The sequence below is a fragment of the Sideroxydans sp. genome (assembly GCF_054604835.1).
In genome coordinates, this window is sequence record NZ_JBTSFG010000005.1 from 216,908 (window position 1) to 239,608 (window position 22,701).

At 58.6% G+C, this 22,701-nt stretch carries 23 protein-coding genes and 4 tRNA genes; 14 read left to right on the forward strand and 13 right to left on the reverse strand.

Annotated features, from left to right (window positions below; all coding sequences use genetic code 11):
- Positions 1–2 precede the first annotated feature (2 nt).
- The 8 genes from fabG to ACYCZ5_RS10140 all read left to right on the forward strand — a co-directional run bounded on the left by fabG (position 3) and on the right by ACYCZ5_RS10140 (position 6,521).
- Positions 3–746 (forward strand): 3-oxoacyl-ACP reductase FabG, encoded by a 744-nt coding sequence (fabG, locus tag ACYCZ5_RS10105; protein WP_461544676.1) that lies wholly within the window; start codon positions 3–5, stop codon positions 744–746.
- Between the two features lie 78 nt (positions 747–824).
- Complete coding sequence (gene acpP, locus ACYCZ5_RS10110) at positions 825–1,061, forward strand: acyl carrier protein (RefSeq protein ID WP_461544677.1); 237 nt, start codon at positions 825–827, stop codon at positions 1,059–1,061.
- A 35-nt stretch (positions 1,062–1,096) separates the two neighbouring features.
- The gene (fabF, locus tag ACYCZ5_RS10115) at positions 1,097–2,329 is read left to right on the forward strand and encodes a beta-ketoacyl-ACP synthase II (protein ID WP_461544678.1); all 1,233 of its coding nucleotides are present in this window, start codon (positions 1,097–1,099) and stop codon (positions 2,327–2,329) included.
- 13 nt (positions 2,330–2,342) lie between these two features.
- A complete protein-coding gene (gene pabC, locus ACYCZ5_RS10120; protein WP_461544679.1) occupies positions 2,343–3,149 on the forward strand; it encodes an aminodeoxychorismate lyase in 807 nt (268 codons plus the stop codon).
- On the forward strand, positions 3,136–4,140 hold the full coding sequence (mltG, locus tag ACYCZ5_RS10125; RefSeq protein WP_461544680.1) for an endolytic transglycosylase MltG: 1,005 nt from the start codon (positions 3,136–3,138) through the stop codon (positions 4,138–4,140). Before pabC ends, mltG begins: the two co-directional genes overlap by 14 nt.
- A complete protein-coding gene (gene tmk, locus ACYCZ5_RS10130; RefSeq protein ID WP_461544681.1) occupies positions 4,137–4,745 on the forward strand; it encodes a dTMP kinase in 609 nt (202 codons plus the stop codon). The genes mltG and tmk overlap by 4 nt, the downstream gene beginning before the upstream one ends.
- 1 nt (position 4,746) lies before the next feature.
- On the forward strand, positions 4,747–5,754 hold the full coding sequence (gene holB, locus ACYCZ5_RS10135) for a DNA polymerase III subunit delta' (RefSeq protein WP_461544682.1): 1,008 nt from the start codon (positions 4,747–4,749) through the stop codon (positions 5,752–5,754).
- A 2-nt stretch (positions 5,755–5,756) separates the two neighbouring features.
- The gene (locus tag ACYCZ5_RS10140; protein WP_461544683.1) at positions 5,757–6,521 is read left to right on the forward strand and encodes a TatD family hydrolase; all 765 of its coding nucleotides are present in this window, start codon (positions 5,757–5,759) and stop codon (positions 6,519–6,521) included.
- 134 nt (positions 6,522–6,655) lie between these two features.
- Here the strand turns inward: ACYCZ5_RS10140 and ACYCZ5_RS10145 are convergent.
- A tRNA-Val gene (locus ACYCZ5_RS10145) sits at positions 6,656–6,730 on the reverse strand.
- Between the two features lie 113 nt (positions 6,731–6,843).
- Here ACYCZ5_RS10145 and gltX point away from each other — a divergent pair.
- The 4 genes from gltX (at position 6,844) to ACYCZ5_RS10165 (ending at position 8,627) form a co-directional block, all read left to right on the forward strand.
- Positions 6,844–8,241 carry a glutamate--tRNA ligase gene (gltX, locus tag ACYCZ5_RS10150; protein ID WP_461544684.1) on the forward strand — a complete coding sequence of 466 codons (1,398 nt, stop codon included), beginning with the start codon at positions 6,844–6,846 and terminating at the stop codon, positions 8,239–8,241.
- Positions 8,242–8,307: 66 nt separating this feature from the next.
- Positions 8,308–8,383: transfer RNA gene (locus tag ACYCZ5_RS10155), tRNA-Ala, on the forward strand.
- Between the two features lie 20 nt (positions 8,384–8,403).
- Positions 8,404–8,479, forward strand: a tRNA-Glu gene (locus ACYCZ5_RS10160).
- Between the two features lie 72 nt (positions 8,480–8,551).
- Positions 8,552–8,627, forward strand: a tRNA-Glu gene (locus ACYCZ5_RS10165).
- 70 nt (positions 8,628–8,697) lie between these two features.
- On the opposite strand, the gene ACYCZ5_RS10170 is transcribed toward ACYCZ5_RS10165, so the two are convergent.
- The 6 genes from ACYCZ5_RS10170 to ACYCZ5_RS10195 form a co-directional block, all read right to left on the reverse strand.
- Positions 8,698–8,994 (reverse strand): DUF1840 domain-containing protein, encoded by a 297-nt coding sequence (locus tag ACYCZ5_RS10170; protein ID WP_461544685.1) that lies wholly within the window; start codon positions 8,992–8,994, stop codon positions 8,698–8,700.
- A 51-nt stretch (positions 8,995–9,045) separates the two neighbouring features.
- Positions 9,046–9,261 carry a DUF3820 family protein gene (locus ACYCZ5_RS10175; RefSeq protein WP_461544686.1) on the reverse strand — a complete coding sequence of 72 codons (216 nt, stop codon included), beginning with the start codon at positions 9,259–9,261 and terminating at the stop codon, positions 9,046–9,048.
- 8 nt (positions 9,262–9,269) lie between these two features.
- Positions 9,270–11,636, reverse strand: a complete 2,367-nt coding sequence (locus tag ACYCZ5_RS10180; protein WP_461544687.1) for a Tex family protein — start codon at positions 11,634–11,636, stop codon at positions 9,270–9,272.
- Between the two features lie 149 nt (positions 11,637–11,785).
- On the reverse strand, positions 11,786–12,187 hold the full coding sequence (locus tag ACYCZ5_RS10185) for a helix-turn-helix domain-containing protein (RefSeq protein ID WP_461544688.1): 402 nt from the start codon (positions 12,185–12,187) through the stop codon (positions 11,786–11,788).
- Positions 12,184–12,468: a type II toxin-antitoxin system HigB family toxin gene (locus ACYCZ5_RS10190; protein WP_461544689.1), complete on the reverse strand. Its 285-nt coding sequence runs from the start codon at positions 12,466–12,468 to the stop codon at positions 12,184–12,186. Before ACYCZ5_RS10190 ends, ACYCZ5_RS10185 begins: the two co-directional genes overlap by 4 nt.
- Before the next feature lie 94 nt (positions 12,469–12,562).
- Positions 12,563–13,261 (reverse strand): SDR family oxidoreductase, encoded by a 699-nt coding sequence (locus ACYCZ5_RS10195; RefSeq protein WP_461544690.1) that lies wholly within the window; start codon positions 13,259–13,261, stop codon positions 12,563–12,565.
- A gap of 216 nt (positions 13,262–13,477) precedes the next feature.
- Between ACYCZ5_RS10195 and ACYCZ5_RS10200 the strand changes: the two genes are divergently transcribed.
- Positions 13,478–15,187: a diguanylate cyclase gene (locus ACYCZ5_RS10200; RefSeq protein ID WP_461544691.1), complete on the forward strand. Its 1,710-nt coding sequence runs from the start codon at positions 13,478–13,480 to the stop codon at positions 15,185–15,187.
- 256 nt (positions 15,188–15,443) lie between these two features.
- Here ACYCZ5_RS10200 and ACYCZ5_RS10205 read toward each other — a convergent pair whose 3' ends face one another.
- The 6 genes from ACYCZ5_RS10205 to ACYCZ5_RS10230 all read right to left on the reverse strand — a co-directional run bounded on the left by ACYCZ5_RS10205 (position 15,444) and on the right by ACYCZ5_RS10230 (position 20,551).
- Positions 15,444–16,349 carry an SPFH domain-containing protein gene (locus ACYCZ5_RS10205; protein WP_461544692.1) on the reverse strand — a complete coding sequence of 302 codons (906 nt, stop codon included), beginning with the start codon at positions 16,347–16,349 and terminating at the stop codon, positions 15,444–15,446.
- A gap of 9 nt (positions 16,350–16,358) precedes the next feature.
- Entirely contained in the window at positions 16,359–16,778 is a 420-nt protein-coding gene (locus ACYCZ5_RS10210; protein ID WP_461544693.1) for an NfeD family protein, read from the reverse strand.
- A gap of 75 nt (positions 16,779–16,853) precedes the next feature.
- Complete coding sequence (locus ACYCZ5_RS10215; protein ID WP_461544694.1) at positions 16,854–17,405, reverse strand: hypothetical protein; 552 nt, start codon at positions 17,403–17,405, stop codon at positions 16,854–16,856.
- A 53-nt stretch (positions 17,406–17,458) separates the two neighbouring features.
- Positions 17,459–18,004, reverse strand: coding sequence for an NADH-quinone oxidoreductase subunit B family protein (locus ACYCZ5_RS10220; protein ID WP_461544695.1), 546 nt, complete (start codon positions 18,002–18,004; stop codon positions 17,459–17,461).
- Positions 17,997–18,728: a 2Fe-2S iron-sulfur cluster-binding protein gene (locus ACYCZ5_RS10225; protein ID WP_461544696.1), complete on the reverse strand. Its 732-nt coding sequence runs from the start codon at positions 18,726–18,728 to the stop codon at positions 17,997–17,999. The genes ACYCZ5_RS10220 and ACYCZ5_RS10225 overlap by 8 nt, the downstream gene beginning before the upstream one ends.
- Positions 18,725–20,551 carry an NAD(P)H-dependent oxidoreductase subunit E gene (locus ACYCZ5_RS10230; RefSeq protein WP_461544697.1) on the reverse strand — a complete coding sequence of 609 codons (1,827 nt, stop codon included), beginning with the start codon at positions 20,549–20,551 and terminating at the stop codon, positions 18,725–18,727. The genes ACYCZ5_RS10225 and ACYCZ5_RS10230 overlap by 4 nt, the downstream gene beginning before the upstream one ends.
- 133 nt (positions 20,552–20,684) lie before the next feature.
- Here ACYCZ5_RS10230 and ACYCZ5_RS10235 point away from each other — a divergent pair, with 133 nt between their 5' ends.
- The gene (locus ACYCZ5_RS10235) at positions 20,685–22,679 is read left to right on the forward strand and encodes a UvrD-helicase domain-containing protein (RefSeq protein ID WP_461544698.1); all 1,995 of its coding nucleotides are present in this window, start codon (positions 20,685–20,687) and stop codon (positions 22,677–22,679) included.
- Positions 22,680–22,701 lie beyond the last annotated feature (22 nt).

The following is a 22,701-nucleotide window of genomic DNA, read 5'->3' on the forward strand; positions in this document are numbered from 1 at the left end:
TTATGACATTGCAAGGACAAATCGCTCTGGTGACCGGCGCTTCACGCGGCATCGGGCAAGCCATCGCTCTGGAGCTGGGCAAGCAGGGCGCGACCGTGATCGGTACGGCCACCAGCGATAAGGGTGCGCAGGCGATCAGTGAATATCTGGCCGCTGCGGGGGTGACAGGCACCGGTCTGGCGCTTAATGTGAATGACGCCGCCCAGATAGATCTGGTGCTGGACACTCTGCGCAAGCAGTTCGGCGAAGTCTCCATCCTGGTCAACAATGCAGGCATCACCAAGGACAACCTGCTGGCGCGCATGAGCGAAGAAGAGTGGGACGACGTCTTGACGACCAACCTCAAGTCTGTATTCCGTCTTTCCCGCGCTGTGCTGCGCGCAATGATGAAAGCGCGTACCGGTCGCATTATCAACATCTCATCGGTGGTTGGTAGCAGCGGCAATCCCGGCCAGACCAACTATTCGGCTTCCAAGGCTGGCATGGTCGGTTTCAGCAAGTCGCTGGCGCAAGAGATCGGCAGCCGCAACATCACCGTGAACTGTGTCGCACCGGGTTTCATCGATACCGATATGACGCAGGCTTTGGGCGAAGAACAGCGCGCCAAACTGGTCGAGCATGTGCCGCTGAAGCGTCTGGGAAAACCGGAAGATATCGCGGAGGCTGTAGCTTTCCTGGCAGGCCCCGGCGCTGCCTATATCACAGGTACAACAGTACATGTCAATGGCGGCATGTACATGGAGTAAGCGGTAGTTTGGAATTCGGCGCGAGTTTGGTAGAATGCCCGCGCTTTTTATACTTTAACTAAATGGGAGCACTACAAAATGTCCAACAACGAACAACGCGTTAGAAAAATCGTCGCAGAACAATTGGGCGTGAATGAGTCCGAGATCAAGAACGAATCGTCCTTCGTGAACGATCTGGGCGCTGACTCTCTGGACACCGTTGAGCTGGTGATGGCGCTGGAAGAAGAATTCGGCGTTGAGATCCCTGATGAAGACGCAGAAAAGATCACGACCGTTCAGCAGGCGCTGGACTACGTCAACACGCATTCCAAGTAATTTTCAATCATTCCTAAATATCATCGGAGTCCAGTTTGACTAAGCGTAGAGTCGTAGTGACCGGCCTTGGTGCGTTCACTCCCGTAGGTAACGGGGTGGCTGCAACATGGCAAAACATCGTGGCAGGCAAGTCTGGAATCGCTCGAATTACCCAATTCGACCCTTCCGCATTGGCCAGCCAGATAGCGGGCGAAGTCAAGGATTTCGATGTGACGCAATATATTCCGGCAAAAGATGCCCGGCGGATGGATCGTTTCATCCACTTGGGTATGGCTGCCGGTATAGAAGCGTTCAAGGATAGCGGGATCGAGATAACTGAAGCGAATGCAGACCGTATCGGCGTCTGCGTAAGCTCGGGTATCGGCGGACTGCCTAACATTGAACAAACGCAGAACGATTATCTTGCCGGTGGTCCGCGCAAGATATCCCCATTCTTCATTGCCGGAACCATCATCAATATGATCTCCGGCAACCTATCCATCATGTTTGGCCTGCGCGGCCCGAACTTTGCTGTGGTCTCTGCCTGTACAACCGGCACCCATAGCATCGGCGAAGCAATGCGCATGATCCAGTATGGTGATGCCGACGCAATGCTTGCCGGTGGCGCCGAAGCTACCGTCTGCCAATTGGCGGTTGGAGGCTTTGCCGCTTCCCGCGCACTTTCAACTCGTAACGATGATCCTGCGACTGCCAGCCGTCCTTGGGACAAGGACCGCGATGGTTTTGTAATGGGTGAGGGTGCAGGCGTATTGATGCTGGAAGAGTATGAGCATGCCAAGGCGCGCGGCGCCAAGATATATGCCGAAGTGGCTGGTTACGGCATGAGTGCTGACGCTTATCACATCACCGCGCCAAACATGGACGGTCCGAAGCGCAGCATGCAGAATGCATTGCGCGACGCGGGTTTGAATGCAAGCGACGTGCAGTACGTCAATGCGCACGGCACTTCAACCCCGCTCGGCGACAAGAACGAATCCGATGCCATCAAGGCCGCCTTCGGTGATCACGCCAAGAAACTGGTGGTGAACTCCACCAAGTCGATGACTGGTCACTTGCTGGGCGGTGCAGGCGGTATCGAATCACTGTTCTGCGTACTGGCGATCCATCATCAGGTTTCCCCGCCGACCATCAACATCTTCGAGCAGGATCCGGAATGTGATCTGGATTACTGTGCCAATACCGCGCGCGATATGAAGATCGATGTGGCGGTGAATAACAACTTCGGCTTTGGCGGGACTAACGGCACCTTGGTGTTCCGTAAGGTCTGACCCTCAGACCGTGATGCTGGTCAACGGCAATCCGGCTGACACCATTGCAGTAGCAGATCGTGGGCTTTCCTATGGCGACGGCGTGTTTAGAACACTCCGTGTCCAGCAGGGAAGCCCATTTTGCTGGCCGCGACATTTCGAAAAGTTGCATCACGACTGTCACGCTTTACAGATCCAGTGTCCCGGTGAAGACATCCTCCTGCAGGAAATAGCGCAGTTGTCCGGGACAGGAAGCGGCGTCGTCAAGATCATGGTGACGCGTGGTATCGGGGAGCGCGGTTATGCCCCTTCGTTGCGTTCCACTCCCACCCGTGTAGTCGGTTTCCATCCTGCCCCGGTGTATGACGCTGCCTTCTATGCGCATGGCATCACGCCCCATCTGTGCGACTTGAAGCTTTCCCGCCAGCCACGATTGGCAGGCATAAAGCATCTTAACCGCCTGGAGAACGTCCTTGCGGCAGCCGAGTGTCAGGCCGCCGGCGCAGCCGAGGGACTATTGGAGGACGAGGAAGGCTTTATCATCTCCGGTGCCCGATCCAACTTGTTTGCGGTTATCGGCGGAAGATTGTCGACCCCGGATCTGTCTGCAAGTGGCGTGGCAGGCGTGCAAAGGGATCGCGTGATTGCTTGGGCTGAGCAGCATGGGGTGCAATGCGCAGTCGCTCGATTGAGATTGGGCGATCTGCTGCAGGCCGAGGAGATATTCCTGGTGAATAGCGTATTCGGCCTGTGGCCGGTCGCCCGTATACAAGAAAAAAACTTTGATCAGCGCCAGATGTCGCTGGCTATCCAAACTTGGTTGAATGATGCGAAGAACTAAACCGAACGCCTTAGGCAAACTGCTTCTTGCTCTGATCTTGGTCATGGCATTCATAAGCTATCACCTGTTTTCGGACTTGCCCTTGGGGCAACTGCCGATCGAGTTCGAGGTCGCTCAAGGCAGCAGCCTGAAACACACGGCTGCAAAATTGAAGCAGGCTGGCGTGCTCGAGACCGAATGGTCGTTTGTCGCGCTCGCTCGCTTGACTGGAAAAGCTACACAGATCAGATTCGGCAACTATCTGTTGGATAAGCCCATCTCCCGATACGGGTTGCTGGATATGATCAGCGAAGGGAAGACCGACCAGAGTCAGATCCAGATCCGCATCATCGAGGGCACCACCTTCAAAGACCTGCGCAAACTGATGGATGCGCATCCCAAATTGCGGCATGACAGCGCTTCATTGTCGGAAGCCGAGTTGCTGCAACGTATCGGCGCTTCCGAGCAGGCTGCCGAGGGGCTCTTCTTCCCTGATACCTATTATTTTTCAACCGGCAGCAGTGATCTGGCTGTATACAAGCGTGCCTATCACACCCTGCGCAGCCATCTGGAAGCAGCATGGCTGCAGCATGACCCGCAGAGTCCGCTAACTTCCCCCTATGAAGCATTGATCCTTGCTTCCATCGTTGAGAAAGAGACCGGCAAGGCCAGCGACCGTCCAATGATCGCCACCGTATTCCTTAATCGCTTAAAGCGGGGGATGCGTCTGCAGACCGACCCGACGGTGATCTACGGCATGGGAGAGTCCTTCGATGGCAATCTACGCAGGCGTGATCTGACAGCGGATACGCCTTACAACACCTATACTCGCTACGGTTTGCCACCCACGCCGATCGCATTGCCGGGTTTGGAGTCGATACGGGCGGTGATGCACGCGCCCTTGGGCAAAGAGCTGTACTTCGTGGCAAAAGGGGATGGTAGTTCGCATTTTTCCAGAAACCTGATAGAGCACAACGATGCAGTCAGACAGTACCAACTGAAGAGAAAATGAATAGAGCTAGATTCATCACATTTGAAGGTGTGGACGGAGCAGGGAAGAGCACCGGGCTGGAGTGGTTCGCCAATGCCCTGCGTGAGCGGGGTGTCGACCTGCTGGTGACGCGCGAACCGGGCGGTACGCCGCTGGGTGAGAAGCTGCGCGAACTGGTGCTGCATGAATCCATGCATGCCGAGACCGAAGCCATGCTGATGTTCGCCTCCCGCCGCGAGCATGTAGAGCAAGTGATCCGTCCCGCATTGCAGCGCGGTACTTGGGTCATTTCCGACCGCTTCAGTGATGCCAGCTTCGCCTACCAAGGCGGGGGCAGGGGGGTGCCAGTCGCCAAGCTAGAGCAGCTCGAGCAATGGACGCACGGCGACCTGCAGCCTGACCTTACCTTACTGTTCGATATTCCTATCGAAGTGGCCAGAGAGCGATTGTCCAATAATGTGAGCCTGGATAAATTCGAGCGTGAACAAGGCGAGTTCTTCGACAAGGTACGTCAGGCATACTTGGCGCGAGTCGCGAAAAAACCCGATCGTTACGCTGTGATACGCGCAGAAAAGTCGCTGAAAGAAGTTCAGCAACAACTTGCAGATGTGCTTGCAGCGCTCTGATATGAAACAACTCTATCCATGGCAATCTGAATCCTGGCAAGCGCTGAACAACTTGCGCGGCAGGTTGCCGCACGCCGTGTTGCTGAAGGGCGCTCAAGGGATAGGCAAGCTGGATCTGGCTTTGAATTTCGCCCAGTCTTTGCTGTGTGACGCCCCGACTGCACAAGGCATGCCATGCGGAAGTTGCGACGCTTGCCGTTGGTTCGAGCAGGAAAGCCATCCGGATTTCCGTCTGGTGCAGCCGGATGCCTTGTCTAATTCCGATGAAGCAGAAGAAAAGTCGAGCAGCAAAAAGCCGTCTCGTGAGATCTCGGTCGATCAGATACGCGCTTTGTCCGGCTTCGCCAATTTTTCTGCCCACCGCGGTGGTTATCGCGTTGTGGTCGTCTATCCCGCTGAATCGATGAACAATAATGCGGCAAACTCCCTTCTCAAGACGCTGGAGGAGCCGACTGACAAGTTGTTGTTCCTGTTGGTCTCACATAAGCCGCAACAACTGCTGCCTACCATCCTCAGTCGCTGCCTGGCATTCCCGGTCGCCACGCCTACCAAGGAAGCCGGTACGGCATGGCTGTCGCAACAGGGGGTAAAGAACCCGGCGCAAGCGTTGGCCCAAACCGGTTTCGCCCCGTTGCAGGCTCTGGGTTGGGCAGAATCGGGTGAGGGTGCCGAAGAGCGCGCTACCTTGCTGGAAGCGATCCGCCAGCCATCAAGGATGGATGCATTGGCACTGGCCGAGAAATTACAACGCGGCATTCCGGTGCACATCATCCATTGCCTGCAGCAATGGAGCCATGATCTGACTTCGGCCAAGCTGGTCGGATCCGTCCGATATTTCCCTGAACAATCAAAGGAATTGGAGAAATTGGCGCAAAGCACCACCACGCAAGCCTTGTTGCGGTTCCAGAAGGAATTGCAGGAAGCGCGCCGGGCCGCCTACCATCCACTCAATCCCAGACTCTTCCTCGAATCCCTGTTGATGTCATATCGCCAGCTATTTGCTGTCTGACCATGTTCATAGATTCTCACTGCCATTTGAATTTCCCGGGTTTGGTCGAACAGCTCGACGAGCTGTTGGCCAACATGCAAGACAACCAGGTCAGCCACGCGCTGTGCGTGTCGGTCGAGTTGAACAGTTTCCCCGCTGTATTGGCGCTAGCAGAGGCGCATGACAATCTTTATGCCTCTGTAGGTGTTCATCCTGACTATGAGTTGGACGATGAGCCTACCCAGGCTCAATTCGTAGCTTTGGCCCAACATCCCAAAGTAATCGCGATCGGCGAGACGGGTCTGGACTATTACCGCCTGACCGGCGACCTGGAATGGCAGCGGGAGCGCTTTCGCACCCATATTCGCGCTTCCCGCGAAAGCGGCAGGCCGCTCATTATCCACACCCGGTCGGCTGCGGACGATACCTTGCGCATCATGGCCGAGGAAAAGGCCGGCGAGGTCGGAGGGGTGATGCATTGTTTCACTGAGAGTCTGGATGTGGCCAAAGCCGCCATCGATCTGGGATTCCATATTTCGTTCTCGGGCATTCTGACTTTTAAGAAAGCGACCAGCATCAAAGAAGTCGCGCAGAGCATCCCGCTGGATAAGATGCTCATCGAGACAGATTCGCCATACCTGGCTCCGACACCGCATCGGGGCAAAACCAATCAGCCGGCTTTCGTGAAGCATGTCGCCGAGGAGATCGCCAGACTGCGCAACATCACGGTGGACGAAGTCGGGGTGGCTACGAGCCAGAACTTCAACAGACTGTTTAAATTGGGATAACGGCTCAAACCTGAGCATCCTGCCATTTCTCACATTATTGTTTATTGCGCATAATGTATATTATGTAAAATGAAAGATGCGCAAGCAGCAGATAAAGAAAAAGCCAGCAAGGGTCGCCTGCTGGCTTTTTAAATTGGTGGGCGATACTGGGTTCGAACCAGTGACCCCTGCCGTGTGAAGGCAGTGCTCTACCGCTGAGCTAACCGCCCAATTTAGGGCGCGCATTTAATCACAGCCGCCCATACCGGTCAATTTGTTTCTCAGGCTAATCCAACACTGTAGAATGCGCGCCTTCATTTAAAGTCAGAATCAGGAAAGCAACATGACAGTCCGTACCCGTTTCGCTCCCAGTCCAACTGGCTATCTGCATATCGGCGGCGCGCGCACCGCGCTGTTCTCCTGGGCCTATGCACGCAAGCACGGCGGCACGTTCATCCTGCGGATCGAGGATACCGATGTCGAGCGTTCCACACCGGAAGCGGTACAGGCCATTCTGGACGGTATGAACTGGCTGGGTCTGAACTACGACGAAGGCCCGTTCTATCAGATGCAACGCATGCCGCGTTACAAAGAGGTCATCCAGCAGATGCTGGCATCCGGCCATGCCTATTATTGCTACACCTCGCCCGCAGAACTGGACGTCATGCGCGAAGCACAGCGCGCCCGTGGTGAGAAACCGCGTTATGACGGCACTTGGCGTCCTGAATCCGGCAAGACCCTGCCGACCATCCCGGTAGACATCAAGCCGGTGATCCGCTTCAAAAACCCGACCGAAGGCGTCGTCGGCTGGAGCGACATGGTCAAAGGTCACATCGAATTCAGCAATAGTGAACTGGACGACCTGATCATCGCCCGTTCCGACGGCACGCCAACCTATAACTTCTGTGTGGTGGTAGACGACTGGGACATGGGCATCACCCAGGTCATCCGGGGCGACGACCACGTCAACAATACCCCGCGCCAGATCAATATTCTCAAAGCATTGGGCGCTAAAGTGCCCAGCTACGCCCACCTGTCCATGATCCTGGGCGACGACGGTACCAAACTGTCCAAGCGCCACGGTGCGGTCAGCGTGATGCAATACGACGAAGACGGCTATCTGGTCGAAGCGGTCATCAATTACCTCGCCCGCCTCGGCTGGTCGCATGGCGATGAAGAAGTGTTCTCGGTCGAGCAGTTCTGCCAGTGGTTCGATCTGGACCACATCACGCCGTCCGCCGCCCAGTTCAACACCGAGAAACTGAAATGGCTGAACAACCACTATATGAAACAGATGGACAACGACGCGCTGGCAGCCATGGTGCGTCCGCGTCTGGAGTCGCGCGGCATCACCGTCGTTGACAGCCCCGCCCTCGCCTCTGTGGTCGGCTTATATAAGGAGCGTGTCTCCACTTTGAACGAGTTGGCCGATGCGGCCGAAGTGTTCTATATCGACCTGCATCCCGATGCAGCGTTGATGGAAGCACAGCTCAGTGCGGAAGCCTTGCCAGCCCTGCGCGACTTCGCCGCCAAGTTGACAACCGCAACATGGGAGGCGCCTTCGATCAGTGCTTTGATCAAGGAAGTCATCACGCAACACGGACTGAAGATGCCCAAACTTGCCATGCCTTTGCGCGTGATGCTCACCGGTCAGACGCAAGCGCCATCCGTCGATGCTTTGGTCGTATTGTTCCCGCGTGAGATGGTATTGCAGCGCATCGAGAAGAATCTCGCAAAATAACTGCCCCAGCGCTTTACAAGGTAAGGGTGCGTCAATATAATGCGCGCTCTTTTCGGGGACCACCTGGGGGGTATAGCTCAGCTGGGAGAGCGCTTGCATGGCATGCAAGAGGTCAGCGGTTCGATCCCGCTTACCTCCACCAAGAAAAGAAGTAGTACCGCAGTCCCCTTCGTCTAGAGGCCTAGGACACCGCCCTTTCACGGCGATAACACGAGTTCGAATCTCGTAGGGGACGCCAAATACAGCTGCACAGTGTTTGCACTGAGGCAGCAAAAAATAGCCCTTCTGGGCTATTTTGTTTTAGAGCAAAGTCCCCTTCGTCTAGAGGCCTAGGACACCGCCCTTTCACGGCGATAACACGAGTTCGAATCTCGTAGGGGACGCCAATCCAGTTGCACCTCGCTTCGATCGAGCGACACACAAAAGCCCTGCGGGGCTTTTGTGCTTTGTGCTCCCCTACTTCCAGCTTACAAACGCTTCCGCCTTGGCTGCGGCTTTCAACAGTTCGATGAGCGGCAGAGCGCGGTTCTTCAGGCTGACGTTAGGCTCGTCCGTATCCTTGTTCGAAGTCGACGCGGCGGAGGGCGTGGCATTGACCGCCGCCGTCAATCGTTCCAGCGCCGCAGGCACATCCTCAGCGCGGATCGCGCCGGGCACCGTAGCGCTGTGTCCCATCATCTTCAGCATGGCCAGACCGACGTCCCCGAACATGGTGATATCGGCATAGGCCTCGGTGGTAAAGGTCACAAGCATATAGATACTCCCTGATTGAATGAACGCTCAAGCACGAGGTTCATTGTGCGCTCATTCCCGCTTGCGTAGCGGATCGAGCAGCGAAGAAAGACCGTTGTGATCCAGCTCGTGCATCAGCGCCAGCAACTGCCCCAGTTCCCCTTTCGGGAAACCGCTGCGCGCCATCCAGTTCAGATAGTTGCCCGGCAGGTCGGCGATCAACCGGCCCTGATACTTGCCGTAAGGCATAGTGCGCGTCACCAGCAGTTGTAGCGCTTCCGGCTTCACGTCTGGTCCTAGCCCTTCAGTTTCGCGAACGCTGCCGCCATCGCCCCGCCCATCGCGGCAGGTGCCGGTGCGCGCTGGGCGGGCTTGCCGCCAGCGGCTCTGCCCTGCCCGCGCTCGTCGCGCTGTGGACGCTGTGCTTCCGGCTTGCTGCCCGCCTGCGGGGCTGCATCCGTCAAGCGCATGGTCAGCGCGATGCGCTTGCGCTTCACGTCTACCTCCAACACTTTCACCTTCACCACCTGTCCTGCTTTCACCACCGTGTGCGGGTCTTTCACAAATTTGTCGGCAAGCGCGGAGATGTGCACCAGACCATCCTGATGCACGCCGATGTCCACGAACGCGCCGAATGCCGCCACGTTGGTCACCACGCCTTCGAGGATCATGTCCGGCAGCAGGTCTTTGAGTTCTTCCACGCCTTCCTTGAAGGTCGCGGTGGTGAACTCGGGGCGCGGGTCGCGGCCGGGTTTTTCCAGTTCCTTGAGGATGTCGCTGACAGTCGGGATACCGAACTGCTCGTTCGCGTACTTGGCCGCAGTGAGCGATTTCAACAGGCTGCTGTTGCCGATCACACCCTTGATGTCCTGCTTGATGTCTTCAAGGATCGCTTGCACCAGCGGATACGATTCCGGGTGAACAGCCGAAGCATCGAGCGGATCGTTGCCGCCCATGATGCGCAGGAAGCCTGCCGCCTGCTCGAAAGTCTTCTCGCCCAGGCGCGGCACGTCGCGCAGTTCGGCGCGCGAGGCGAAGCGGCCCTTGGCATCGCGGTGATGCACGATGGCCTGCGCCACGCTGGCAGAAAGACCGGAGACGCGCGCCAGCAAAGGTGCAGACGCCGTGTTCACATCCACGCCCACCGCGTTCACGCAGTCTTCCACCACCGCATCCAGCGAACGCGCCAACTGGAACTGGCTCACATCGTGCTGGTATTGGCCTACGCCGATGGACTTGGGATCTATCTTAACCAGCTCGGCCAGCGGGTCTTGCAGACGGCGCGCGATGGACACCGCGCCGCGCAGGCTCACATCCAGCTCGGGCAATTCCTTGGAAGCGAACTCGGAGGCGGAATACACCGAGGCCCCCGCTTCGGAAACGACGATGCTGCTCATCTTCAATTCCGGATGCAGCTTGATGAGGTCGCGCGCCAGTCGGTCGGTCTCGCGCGAGGCGGTGCCGTTGCCGATGGAGATGAGCGTCACATTGTGCTTCTTCGCGAGATTGGCCAGCGCATGCAGCGACCCATCCCAATCATTTCTTGGCTGGTGCGGATAGATGGTGTCGGTCGCCACCACCTTGCCGGTCTCGTCCACCACCGCCACCTTCACGCCGGTGCGCAGGCCGGGGTCCAGCCCCATGGTCACGCGCGGCCCGGCGGGTGCGGCCAGCAACAGGGCTTTGAGGTTGAGGGCGAACACGTTGATGGCCTCGGTGTCGGCCTTGCTGCGCAGCGCGCCCATCAGCTCGGTCTCCAGATGCATGAACATCTTCACGCGCCAGGTCCAGCGCACGGTGTCCAGCAGCCAGCGGTCGGCGGGACGGTTCATGTCCTTGATGTTGAAACGCGCGGCGATGCGCATCTCGCACGGATTGTGCGGCGCGCCCCAGGTGGGTTTCTCTTCTTCCGTATCCAGCCGCAGCTCAACATTCAGCATCTCTTCGCGGCGACCGCGGAAAACCGCCAGCGCGCGGTGCGAAGGGATGGTGTTGATGGATTCTGAATAATCGAAATAGTCGGCGTACTTCTCCGCCGCGTCGTTCTTACCCTCGATGACTTTGGACTGCACCACGCCGTGCTGCTGCACATATTCGCGCAACGATTGCAGCAGGTTCGCGTCCTCGGCGAAGCGCTCCATCAAGATCTGCCGCGCGCCATCCAGCGCCGCCTTGGTATCCGCCACGCCGGGGTTGGCATCGCCCGCCTCGCTGGTGAATGGCTCGCGCAGATACTTGGCCGCCTCCACTTCCGGATTCAACGTCGGGTTCGCCAGCAATTCGTTCGCCAACGGCTCCAAACCCGCCTCCAGCGCGATCTGCGCGCGGGTTCTGCGCTTCGGCTTGTAGGGCAGATACAGATCTTCCAGATGCGTCTTGTCAGTGGCCAGCGACACTGCCTTCATCAGCTCCGGCGTCATCTTGCCCTGCTCGGTGATGGAAGCGATGATCGCCGCGCGCCGCTCTTCCAACTCGCGCAGATAACGCAGCCGCTCTTCCAGCAAGCGCAGTTGAATATCGTCCAGCCCGCCCGTCGCCTCTTTGCGATAACGCGAGATGAAAGGCACGGTCGCGCCCTCGTCTAGCAATTCGATGGCAGCAGCGATTTGAGCAGGTTTAGCCGCGATCTCGGCGGCAAGGCGTTGTTCTATGGATGGGAGCATGTTTCTCGATCTACTGAATTAAATAGCCCTCTGAACTGCGAGGGCTAGGGGTGAAATTTGCGAGGGCGGATTATGCCAAGATGGGCGGGAGACTGAAAGAATTTATGCGAAGAAACTGGCCGAGGTCTTTCCTCGGAGTTGGTATGTTCTTACAAGAACAGTGCAGCCGATACAGCAAAACGTGACGCCAACTCTTTTGCCTGGCGCGCATTGAATTCACGTCGCCCGGATAACAATTCAGACACGACACCTTGGCTACCCAACTCGGGAAGATCGACTTGGCGCAGACCATCGCGTTGCATCAAATAGCGCAGCGCCTCTGCACCTGTTGCCGCTTTCGGCATTTTGTCTCGGGCTTCATATTCCGCGACCAGATCACCGAGATAGTCCACCAGTCTGGCAAGCGGATGCTTTTCATCAGCACCGCCTGCATCGATTGCTGCATCAAGGGCTTCAACCAATTGTGCGTACTCTTTGGCATTGCGCGCAGGTTGCAACAGAGGGGCGACATAGCCCCAATGTTCTATTGCTGTTTTAACTCGTGCGTTCATTTCCAGCCTCCTTGGTCATACTCTTTGTGCGTCAATACTGCTCTGATGAATAATCGCCCCGTATTGAAGTGTATGGCAGCAATCAAACGCAGCTTGTTCCCGCCAATGTCGAATACGAATACATCACCCACCTTATCCGTACTGGGGAACAGCGCTCTCACTTCCGAGAAGTTTCGCCATTCAGCCTTTTTGCACAGGCGATACCACTGCTCAAGAGCCGATGCGCTTTGAGGATGCGCCTGCTGCGCAGTCACGATCCGGCGATGGGTAATGATGTGCATGGCGTAAAGTATATCTCAAAAAGAGATATTGGCAAGTTGCCATTGGGATGTTTGAGCTTGGCTACAAAACCTCTATTCCCCTATGCCGCAGGCATCACCAAGGAATCACCAGCCCGTCATTGCCGATGAATTTCCCCGTGTCCGTTGGTGTGAGGCCGTCGATGACTTTGCGCATGTCGCTCACGCTTTGCTCGACGGTGATCATGGCGTTGGGGCCGCCCATGTCGGTCTTGACCCAGCCGGGGTTGAAGGCCACGGAGGTGATGCCCTTTTCTTTCAGGTCCACGGCCAGGCTTTTGACCACCATGTTGGCTGCGGCTTTGCTGCTGCGATACAGGTAGCTGCCGCCGCTGCTGTTGTCGTCGATGCTGCCCATCTGGCTGGTGATGGTGACGATGAGTTTGAGTTTGCTGCGCGCGATCTGTTCGATGAAGGCTTCGACCATCTTGAGCGGAGCCATGGTGTTGATGTTGAATGCGGCCATCCATTCGGCATAGTCGGTTTTACCAAAGCCGAGTTTGTCCGCCGCCGGATAGACGCCTGCATTGTTGATGAGCAGGTCTATCGTTTCATCGGCCAGCGTGCGCGAAAGTTGCTCGATCTGCGCGTGGTCGGTGACGGTCAGGGAATGGAGTTTGATGAGGTCGGGATAGCTAGCCGCCAGTTTGTTGAGGGCATCCGCCTTGCCGGGATCGCGGCAGCAAGCCAGCACGCGCCAGCCGGCCGCCGCATATTGTTTGCAGAATTCCAGCCCGATGCCGCGATTGGCGCCGGTGATCAATAGTGTCTTCATGCTGTCTCCCTTTTGGTTCACGACCGTGCCGAAGATTAGCAGTAAGGCCCCTCCCCGCCTATAGAGCAAATGCGTAGATATCCCCCCGCTCATCAGGGCGATTCAGCGCATGACGCAGACTGCATTTACGTGTGTGCGGTGCTAAGATGCGTCGCGCTGAAGCTTGTTTATTCAGCGTGTGTGTAGCATCGGTATTCATCCTGAATTGGGTTCCCGTTGAACACTTTGACTGCCAGCTTCCTGAAGCTGCTTCTTCTCTTTTTGTGTTTCGTTCCGCCGCTGGCGAAGGCGGCGGATGTTTTGCGCGTGTCGGATCTGCCAGCGGGTTCGCTCGGTGTGTATGCGGCGCAGTTGGTCGAGGGCGATGCTGCGCTGGGGCTGGACGAGGCGCTGGTGCAGTTGCTGGCGGGCGGCTTCGCGCCGGTGGCGATGCCGGTGCCGGATTTCGGTATCGGGTCCCGTCCGGTGTGGTTGCATCTGGCGCTGGATAACGACACGGGTACTGTGCAGCAGCGCATGCTGCAGGCGGGCGTGACCTGGCTGGACCGGCTGGATGTGTATGTGGTGCATGCGGATGGCAGTCGCCATGCGGTGCATACCGGCGATGAATTGCCCGATGCGCCGGGGCTGACGCCGGGCATGGGCTATGTGTTGCCGTTGCAGTTGCCGCCGGGGCGTAGCGAGTTGCTGTTGCGGGTGGCCTCGGTCGATCCGATGGCGCTGCCGGTGGCGGTGCTGACACCTGTCGACTTTGCGGCGAGCCGGCTGCAGTTCGGTTATTTCTACGGTTTCTTCTTCGGTTTTCTGATTGCGCTGGGCGCTTATAACCTGCTGTTGTTCATCGGGACGCGCGAGCGCAGCTATCTTTATTATGCGCTGGCACTGCTGAGCATCCTGTTCTGCAACGTGGCTTACACCGGGCATGGTGCGGACTGGCTTTGGCCGCAGTCCACGGATTTTCAGCGCTATGTGATCCTGGTCTCCATGGTGGTCTACAACTTGTTCGGGCTGCTGTTCGCTTCGCGCTTTTTGATGCTGGCGCAGTTTCTGCCGCGCACCCAGCGCGTGGTGTGCTGGGGCATGGGCATCGCCGGTGGCGGCATGCTGCTGGCGGTGGTGATGGGCAGCCAGTTGCTGGCCGGTTTGCTGGCTTTCGTGAGCATGAGCGCCTTCTCGGCGGGGATGTTCGCGCTGGGTGTGGTCAGCGTCTTGAGACAGCGGCCGTCGGCGCACTATTTCCTGTTCGCCACCTTCTTCGGCATGCTGGGCGTGGGACTCACCGCGCTGGCGGTGTGGGGCAAGATCCCGTTCGGTTTACTTACTTTCCACGCGGCAGAGATCGGCCTGGTGATAGAGGCGACCTTGCTGGCGCTGGCCTTGGCGCACTGGATGCGCCAGCACCGCGAGGCACGTTATCTGGCAGAACAGGTGGCGCGGCAGGATGCGCTGACGCAATTGAACAATCGGCGCGCGTTTTTGGAGGCGGCGCATCCGCTGCTCGACGCGGCGGCGCGACACGACCGGCCGCTGAGTCTGGTGATGATGGACATCGATCATTTCAAATCAATCAACGACCGCTACGGGCACAAGACCGGCGACGAGGCGTTGGTGGCGGTGGCCAATCTGCTGAAGCGGATGTCGCGCAGCAGTGACGTGGTGGCGCGCTGGGGTGGCGAGGAGTTCATCCTGCTGCTACCGGAGAGCGATGCACAGCAGGCCGCCAACCATGCGGAGCGCTTGCGGCGCGCGGTGAGCGAAATGCGCATTCAGGCGGGGGATAGCGTGTTGACGATGACTTCCAGCTTCGGCATCGCGACTCGCGCGCCGGAGATAACGCTGGAAGCCCTGATCGATGCGGCGGATGTGCTGCTCTATGAAGCCAAACGGCGCGGGCGCAACCAGGTCTGCAGCGTACCTTTGCCCTGATGCCCGTTCCGCTGCGCCCGGCAGGTGATCGCGGTGCGCAAGGGCTATTTTGTATATATCGAAAAAAATGTTGCCCAGCGTGGAACTTTATTAGAGATTGCTTATCTATGACGTCAGTAACGAGAGTTACCTCACGTTTCTCCTCCCTGAGCGTGACGTCTTAACTTTCCCCTTGTTAAGACACTTGCCCCCGCCCTGAAAAGGACGGGGGCATTTTTTTGCATGGTCTTGCGGGGCTACAGTCCGCGCAGTCGCCCTACTTCTGTGCCTTTACGATACTCATCGCAGCCGCCACCATGCCGCCCATGTCCGCCAGGTTGCCGGGCAGGATGAGGGTGTTGCCTTCCTGAGCGACTTTGCCGAAGGCTTCGACATATTGTTCCGCGACTTTGAGGTTGACGGCGTCCATGCCGCCGGGTGACTGGATGGCTAGTGCGACTTTCTGGATGGCCTCGGCATTTGCTGTGGCAACGGCGAGGATGGCGGCGGCTTCGCCTTGCGCGGTGTTGATGGCGGCTTGTTTCTCGCCTTCCGAACGCTGGATGAAGGCTTCGCGTTCGCCGGTGGCGATGTTGATCTGTTCCTGTTTGCGGCCTTCGGAGGCGGCGATCAGGGCGCGCTTCTCGCGCTCGGCGGTGATCTGCGCCTGCATGGCGTGCAGGATCTCTTTGGGCGGTGTCAGGTCCTTGATCTCATAGCGCAACACTTTGACACCCCAACTGGTCGCCGCCTCGTCCAATGCGGCCACCACGGCGCGGTTGATGTCGTCGCGCTCTTCGAAGGTCTTGTCCAATTCCATCTTGCCGATGACCGAACGCAAGGTGGTCTGGGCGAGTTGGGTGATGGCCATGATGTAGTTGCTGGTGCCATAGGAGGCCAGGCGGGGATCGGTAACCTGGAAATACAGGATGCCGTCCACCTGCAGCTGGGTGTTGTCCTTGGTGATGCAGACCTGACTGGGCACGTCGAGCGGGACTTCCTTGAGCATGTGCTTGTAGGCGACCCGGTCGATGAACGGGATGACGATGTTCAGGCCGGGTGACAGGGCCACGTGGAATTTACCGAGACGTTCAACCACCCAGGAATTCTGCTGTGGCACGACTTTGAGCGCCTTGATGACAAAGATGATGGCTGCGGCCAGTATGAACAGAGCGATTTCCATGTTGCCTCCTTATTGTTGCTTGTTGTTCGTCAGTACCAGACCGGAGCCGTGCACCGCTTTGATGTAGAGCGTGCCTTCGTGCGGGGTATCGGTGGATTCGGTTTCGGCATCCCATTCTGCCCCCCGATAGAACACTCGGGCTGAGCCATCGTCGTTCCACTTGATGACTTTTACGGGCAGGCCGATGTCCAGGCCGACTTCCGGCGCTTTGCTGGCCTGGCTGTTTTTCCAGCGCCGCAACATGACGATGCCTGCGACACCGGTCACCGCACTGCACACGAATTGCCACACCATGGCTGCTCCCAGCACTGCGGCGGCGCCACCCACGGCCAGCGCAACAGCCAATACCAGCAGGTAGAAAGTGCCGGTGGCGATCTCAAGGCCGACCAGCACCAGTGCCAGCAAGAACCAGTAAACGTAGATTTCCATGTTTCCCTTCCCTTTTATGTTGCGCGCCGCAATCTAACAGCAAAGTCACATCCAAACCATTATGCCGAACTTCACTTACTTGCCCTGTACCACTTGCACATGCGCACTGCCCAGCCGCATGAACAGGCGGATCTTGCGCTGCATGGGCCACCAGTCGTAAAGGAATATCTGCATCGGCCGCCACATGGCGACCCAGCCGACGATGGTGAGGCTTTCGCGGGCGATGCGGTAACCGGCCCCCTCCCCCAGACCACCGATGAAATCCGCCGCGATCAGACACAGCGAAACGAAGGTGATGCCGATGAGCAAACTCATACGGCCTTGATTCAATACTTGGCGCAATCTTCGGCGGGTGAGTTCGGCTTTGTAGATGAAGTGGTTGTGGACGGCACTGGTCAGCATCGCGGTCGGGTCGCCGTCTGCGGGCCATTGTTCCAGATGGATGGTGAGATGGAAGCGGCTGTTGACCGGATGTGTCGAGGCCCAGGATTCGATGAATTCGTTGGCACGCGGATCAAGGTCCTTGTTCAGGAACGGGGTCGGGTCCATGGAGTTGAACAGCTGCGCGGTGTCCTTCACGCGCAGTGCCAGACGATGGATGGGGGCTTTGCTGTCTGCTTGAGTCATAGGCACATCTTGATTTTGGGTGTGTGCGAGTGCGCTGGCATTTTGCACTTGTTTCAGTCGTAATGGATCAGCCCATGCCCAAGCTCGGGTGTCTTGCCCGAGATAAGGTCGGTGAGGAACTTCCAGATTGCGTCGCCGGAGGGTGGGCAGCCGGGGATGAAGTAATCGACCTTCACCACTTCGTGCAGCGGATGCACCTTGTCCAACGGCAACGGCAGCTCGGGGTCGTTGGGGATGTGGCCGTGTATCAGTCCCGGCTCGGTGAGGTAGACCTCGGTGAGACAGGCGCTGAGGTCGAGGTGGTTACGCTGGGCAGGCAATCCGCCGTTGATGGCACAGGCACCGATGGCGATGAGCACCTTGCAGTTCTTGCGGAACTCGCGCAGCACGTGCACGTTCTCCGCGTTGCAGATGCCGCCCTCGACGATGCCGATGTCGCACGGGCCGCAGTGCTTGATGTCGGTGATCGGCGAACGATCGAACTCGACCAGTTCGAGCAGCGGGAACAGCCGTTCGTCGATGTCCAGGATGGACATGTGGCAGCCGAAGCAGCCCGCCAGCGAAGTGGTCGCGATGCGCAGTTTCTTCTTGTCAGTCATGTTCCGCTCCCGACGGCGGACGCGGCGCGTCTTCCAGTGCTTGCGCGCTGATGGGGCTTGCATCGTAGCGGCGTGCGCCGATAGGCTGGCTGAAGCCGACGCGTTTGGGCAGGATCACGCCGACCGGGCAGACCTGCATGGCTTTGTCGCTGAGCGCGATGTCGGTGTCCTTGAGCTGGCCGGATTCAGCATTCACGATGAGGTGCTTGCTGTTGCCTCGCCCTGCCAGGGCGAACACGTTCTTGCCATCCACCTCGCTGGAGGCGCGCACGCACAGTTCGCACAGGATGCAGCGGTTGAAGTCGAGCAGGATGTCGGGATGCGAGGCGTCCAGCGGCCGGTCTGGATACTGGTGGCGAAAACCGGCGGCGTGCACTTCAAGGTCGTAGCCCAGCGCCTGCAGCATGCAGTTGCCGCTCTTCTCGCAGGATGGGCAGAAATGGTTGCCTTCGGCGAACAGCATCTGCACCAATGTGCGGCGCAGTGCGTTGAGTTCTTCGATCTCGCTTTCCACTTCCAGTCCGGCCTCGGCCGGCATGGTGCAGGAGGCCATGGTGCGACCGTTGACCTTGACCGTGCACAGCTTGCAGCTACCGTGCGGCTTGAATTCCGGGTGATAGCACAAGTGCGGGATGTAATGGTCGGCAGCCAGTGCCGCCTGCATCACGGTCTGACCGGGTTCGAACGGGACGGCTACGCCGTCCAAATGGAAGGTGTCGGTCATTCGTTTTCCTTCAGGTGTGCCCCGGCATCGTCGCGTCCGGTCATCTGCCTAGCGCGGGCCAGTGCGCCGTCGAGGTCGAAGGCCGGTTCGAAATCCAGCGATTTCAGGCGCGATTCGTAGGCCGGGCGGAAATGTTTGAGGGTGTGCAGCACCGGGTTGCAGGCGGTGCGACCGAGGCCGCAGTGCGAGGTGGTCTGCAATACATGGTCGAGATTTTCGATCTCGGTCAGGTCGTGCTGGGTGCCGTGTCCGGCGGCGACTTTGTCCATGGTCTGTTTCAGCATCGAGGTGCCGACGCGGCACGGGGTGCAGAATCCGCAGCTCTCATGCGCGAAGAAATGCACGAAGTTGCGCGCCACCTCGAACATGTCGCGACTGTCGTCGAACACCATGAAGGCGCCGGCGGTGGGCAGGTCTTCGAAGCCCAGTTTGCGCTCGAACTCGTGTTCGCCGATACAGATGCCGGACGGGCCGCTGATCTGTACGGCACGCGTGTTGACTGCGCCGCAGTCGCTGAGGATCTGGCGCACGCTGACACCGAACGGATATTCATAGATGCCCGGGCTGGCGCAATCGCCCGAGACGGAGATGAGTTTGCTGCCGCTGGATTTTTCCGTGCCTATGGCGCGATAGGCAGTCGCGCCCATGTGCAGCGCCAGCACGGCCTGGCAGAAGGTTTCGACGTTGTCCACGGCGGTGGGTTGCTGCAGGTAGCCGTGGGTGACCGGGAACGGCGGACGGTTGCGCGGCACGCCGCGTTTGCCTTCCAGCGATTCGATGAGGGCAGATTCTTCGCCGCATATGTAGGCCCCGGCACCGAGATGGATCTCGATGTCGAAATCGAAGCCCTGCTCGCCCAATATGCTCTCGCCCAGCAGTTCGCTGTCGCGCCGCCGCTGCAGTACGGCATGCAGGTGGCCCAACAGGTAGCGGTATTCGCCGCGCAGGTAGAGGAAGCCTTTCTTCGCGCCGACTGCGCGCGCGCATAAGGTCATGCCTTCGAACACCAGATCAGCCTGGGTGGTCAGCAGCACGCGGTCCTTGAAGGTGCCGGGCTCGCCCTCGTCTGCGTTGCACACCACGTAATGCGCATCACCCTGGGCATCGCGGCAGGCTGCCCATTTCATGCCGGTGGGGAAGCCCGCCCCGCCGCGTCCGCGCAGGTTCGATCCCTTGATGGTGTCGATGATGGTTGCGGGCGCGACCGCGCGCGTGGCTTGCAGTACTTGGCCATAGGCGAGCTTGTTATCCAGGATCAGCCCGCCACGGCGGATGTTGTTCTCCACCTTGAAATAGTCTTCCGGCCATTCTGCGACCGGTGTGCGGTTGCGGATCAACTGGCCGATCTCTTGTATGCGTTGCGAACCGAGCCGGGTGATGGCGTGCCCGTTGACCAGCATGGCCGGCCCCTGGTCGCACATGCCTGTACAAGAGGTGGTGTTGATGCTGAGCAGACCGTCTTCGGAGACCTTGCCGGGTTGCACCCACAGTTGGCGGCACATCTGTTCCATCAGGTCCTGATTGCCCAGCATGCGGTCGGTGATGTTGTCGGAGAACAGCACGCGATATTCGCCGGCCGGATGCAAGTGCAGGAAGGAATAGAAGGAAGCGACGCTCTCGATGCGGGAACGCGGAATGGCTAGCGTGGCGGCAATATAGGAGGCGGCATCGTCCGGAATGTAGCCGGCACAGGCTTGCACTTCGATCAGTAACTGCAGCAGATTAGTCTTTTCGCCGCAATGTCTTGCAACGATCTCATGCAAATCCGCATGAAGATCGCACCGGGGTGATTCACCGTAGATCGGGTTGGCATCTGGTAGCATACGGGCCGCTTCTTCGTTGGTTGGATTGCAATCATCTGGCGAAGTCGTCAGGCACGATTATGAATCAATATCCACATCATTTCGCATCTTTGTTGCAGGCACTTTACGCGCTAGGCAGTCCCCGGGCATCTCAATGTTAAGCAAACTCAATCCCACCCAACGCGCGGCCGTCAAGCATCTGGGTTCGCCCTTGCTGGTACTGGCCGGTGCGGGCAGCGGCAAGACCGGCGTGATCACGCACAAGATCGCCTACCTGATCAACGAGTGCGGCTATCCGGCGCGCAATGTCGCGGCCATCACCTTCACGAACAAGGCGGCCAACGAGATGAAGGAGCGCGTGGGCAAGCTGCTGGGCGGGCGCGAAGCAAAGGGACTGACCATCAGTACCTTCCATGCGCTGGGCATGCAGATACTGCGCGAGGAAGCAACGCATATCGGCTACAAGAAACAGTTCTCCATCTTCGATACGGCCGACACCGGAAAGATCATCAGCGAGCTGCTGGGTAGCCCGGACAAGCAGGAGATCCGCACCGCGCAGAGCGTGATGTCGAACTGGAAGGCGGCCTTCCTCACCCCGGCGCAGGCGCAGAGCATGGCCGAGAACGAGGAGCAGCAGCGCCTCGCCCTGCTCTACCAGCGCTATCAGGAGACGCTGCGCGCCTACCAGTCGGTGGATTTCGACGACTTGATCCGCCTGCCGGTGGAACTGTTCCAGGGCAATGCCGAGGTGGCCGAACGCTGGCAGCACCGTTTCCGCTATCTGCTGGTGGACGAATATCAGGACACCAACGATTGCCAGTACCAGATGATGAAGCTGCTGGCGGGTGACCGCGCGGCGCTTACCGCTGTAGGCGACGACGATCAGGCGATCTACGCCTGGCGTGGCGCGAGCACGGCCAACCTGAGCAATCTGCAGAAGGACTACCCCAGCCTGCAGGTGATTAAGCTGGAGCAGAACTACCGCTCCTCGCAGCGCATCCTGCACAGCGCCAACCAGCTGATCAAGAACAACACGAAGCTGTTCGAGAAGAAGCTGTGGAGCGAACACGGTCCCGGCGATCCGGTACGGGTGTTCGCGGCCAAGGACGAAGAGAACGAGGCGGAATCGGTGGTGCTGCGCTTGCTGGCGCACAAATTCGAACACCGCACGCGCTTTGCCGATTACGCCATCCTTTATCGCAGCAACCATCTGTCGCGCGTGTTCGAACAACAGTTGCGCACGCACAAGGTGCCTTATACCGTCAGCGGCGGCACCTCGTTCTTCGACCATGCCGAGATTAAGGACCTGACCGCCTACCTGCGGCTGATCGCCAACCCAGATGACGATCCGGCTTTCATCCGCGCCATCACCACGCCCAAGCGCGGTGTAGGCAACAGTACGCTGGAGAAGCTGGCGACGCATGCGGGTACGCGCCACATCAGCCTGTTCGAGGCGGCGTTCGAGCCGGTCATGGCGGAACTGCTGCTGCCGCGCCAGCACGAGGATTTGATCACTTTCTGCAACTTCATCAACCGCATGCAGTCGCGCGCCGACAAGGAGCCGTGCAACGAGGTGATGAACGACCTGCTCGCCGCCATCGATTACGAGACCTGGCTGTTCGACAGCTTCGAGCCGAAGCAGGCCGAGAACAAGTGGAAGAACGTGCAGGATTTCACGGGCTGGATGAACCGCAAGTCCGAGGCGGATGACAAGAGCATGATCGCCATGACGCAGTTGATCGCCCTGCTCAACCTGCTCGAATCACAGGACAAGGAGCTGGACGCGGTATCGCTCTCCACCCTGCATGCCTCCAAGGGGCTGGAGTACGGCCATGTGTACTTGGTGGGCGTCGAGGAAGGCATCCTGCCGCATGAACGCAGCGAGGAGCCGGAACAGATCGAGGAAGAGCGGCGGCTGATGTATGTAGGCATCACCCGCGCGCAGCGCTCCTTGCAGATCAGTTATTGCACGCGGCGCAAACGCGGCAAGGAATCGGCCGGTTGTGAGCCCAGCCGCTTCATCGCAGAGTTGCCGCAGGAAGATATCGTGTTCGCCGGGGTGTCGCAGGTTGGTAGTGCACCTGCGGTGAGCAAGTCGGAAGGCATGGACAAGCTGGCAAAATTGAAAGCGATGCTGGGCACAGCCTGACACGGAATACTGTCAAATTCCG

What these genes read in the sequence shown, in the direction of transcription:
- acpP (WP_461544677.1), top strand. Translation starts at nt 825, where the DNA reads ATGTCCAACAACGAACAACGCGTTAGAAAAATCGTCGCAGAACAATTG.
- ACYCZ5_RS10140 (WP_461544683.1), top strand. Translation starts at nt 5,757, where the DNA reads ATGTTCATAGATTCTCACTGCCATTTGAATTTCCCGGGTTTGGTCGAA.
- ACYCZ5_RS10185 (WP_461544688.1), bottom strand. Translation starts at nt 12,187, where the DNA reads ATGAACGCACGAGTTAAAACAGCAATAGAACATTGGGGCTATGTCGCC.
- ACYCZ5_RS10235 (WP_461544698.1), top strand. Translation starts at nt 20,685, where the DNA reads ATGTTAAGCAAACTCAATCCCACCCAACGCGCGGCCGTCAAGCATCTG.
- ACYCZ5_RS10230 (WP_461544697.1), bottom strand. Translation starts at nt 20,551, where the DNA reads ATGCTACCAGATGCCAACCCGATCTACGGTGAATCACCCCGGTGCGAT.
- gltX (WP_461544684.1), top strand. Translation starts at nt 6,844, where the DNA reads ATGACAGTCCGTACCCGTTTCGCTCCCAGTCCAACTGGCTATCTGCAT.
- tmk (WP_461544681.1), top strand. Translation starts at nt 4,137, where the DNA reads ATGAATAGAGCTAGATTCATCACATTTGAAGGTGTGGACGGAGCAGGG.
- ACYCZ5_RS10225 (WP_461544696.1), bottom strand. Translation starts at nt 18,728, where the DNA reads ATGACCGACACCTTCCATTTGGACGGCGTAGCCGTCCCGTTCGAACCC.
- holB (WP_461544682.1), top strand. Translation starts at nt 4,747, where the DNA reads ATGAAACAACTCTATCCATGGCAATCTGAATCCTGGCAAGCGCTGAAC.
- ACYCZ5_RS10195 (WP_461544690.1), bottom strand. Translation starts at nt 13,261, where the DNA reads ATGAAGACACTATTGATCACCGGCGCCAATCGCGGCATCGGGCTGGAA.
- ACYCZ5_RS10220 (WP_461544695.1), bottom strand. Translation starts at nt 18,004, where the DNA reads ATGACTGACAAGAAGAAACTGCGCATCGCGACCACTTCGCTGGCGGGC.
- fabG (WP_461544676.1), top strand. Translation starts at nt 3, where the DNA reads ATGACATTGCAAGGACAAATCGCTCTGGTGACCGGCGCTTCACGCGGC.
- ACYCZ5_RS10210 (WP_461544693.1), bottom strand. Translation starts at nt 16,778, where the DNA reads ATGGAAATCTACGTTTACTGGTTCTTGCTGGCACTGGTGCTGGTCGGC.
- ACYCZ5_RS10215 (WP_461544694.1), bottom strand. Translation starts at nt 17,405, where the DNA reads ATGACTCAAGCAGACAGCAAAGCCCCCATCCATCGTCTGGCACTGCGC.
- ACYCZ5_RS10190 (WP_461544689.1), bottom strand. Translation starts at nt 12,468, where the DNA reads ATGCACATCATTACCCATCGCCGGATCGTGACTGCGCAGCAGGCGCAT.
- ACYCZ5_RS10205 (WP_461544692.1), bottom strand. Translation starts at nt 16,349, where the DNA reads ATGGAAATCGCTCTGTTCATACTGGCCGCAGCCATCATCTTTGTCATC.
- mltG (WP_461544680.1), top strand. Translation starts at nt 3,136, where the DNA reads ATGCGAAGAACTAAACCGAACGCCTTAGGCAAACTGCTTCTTGCTCTG.
- pabC (WP_461544679.1), top strand. Translation starts at nt 2,343, where the DNA reads ATGCTGGTCAACGGCAATCCGGCTGACACCATTGCAGTAGCAGATCGT.
- ACYCZ5_RS10180 (WP_461544687.1), bottom strand. Translation starts at nt 11,636, where the DNA reads ATGCTCCCATCCATAGAACAACGCCTTGCCGCCGAGATCGCGGCTAAA.
- ACYCZ5_RS10170 (WP_461544685.1), bottom strand. Translation starts at nt 8,994, where the DNA reads ATGCTTGTGACCTTTACCACCGAGGCCTATGCCGATATCACCATGTTC.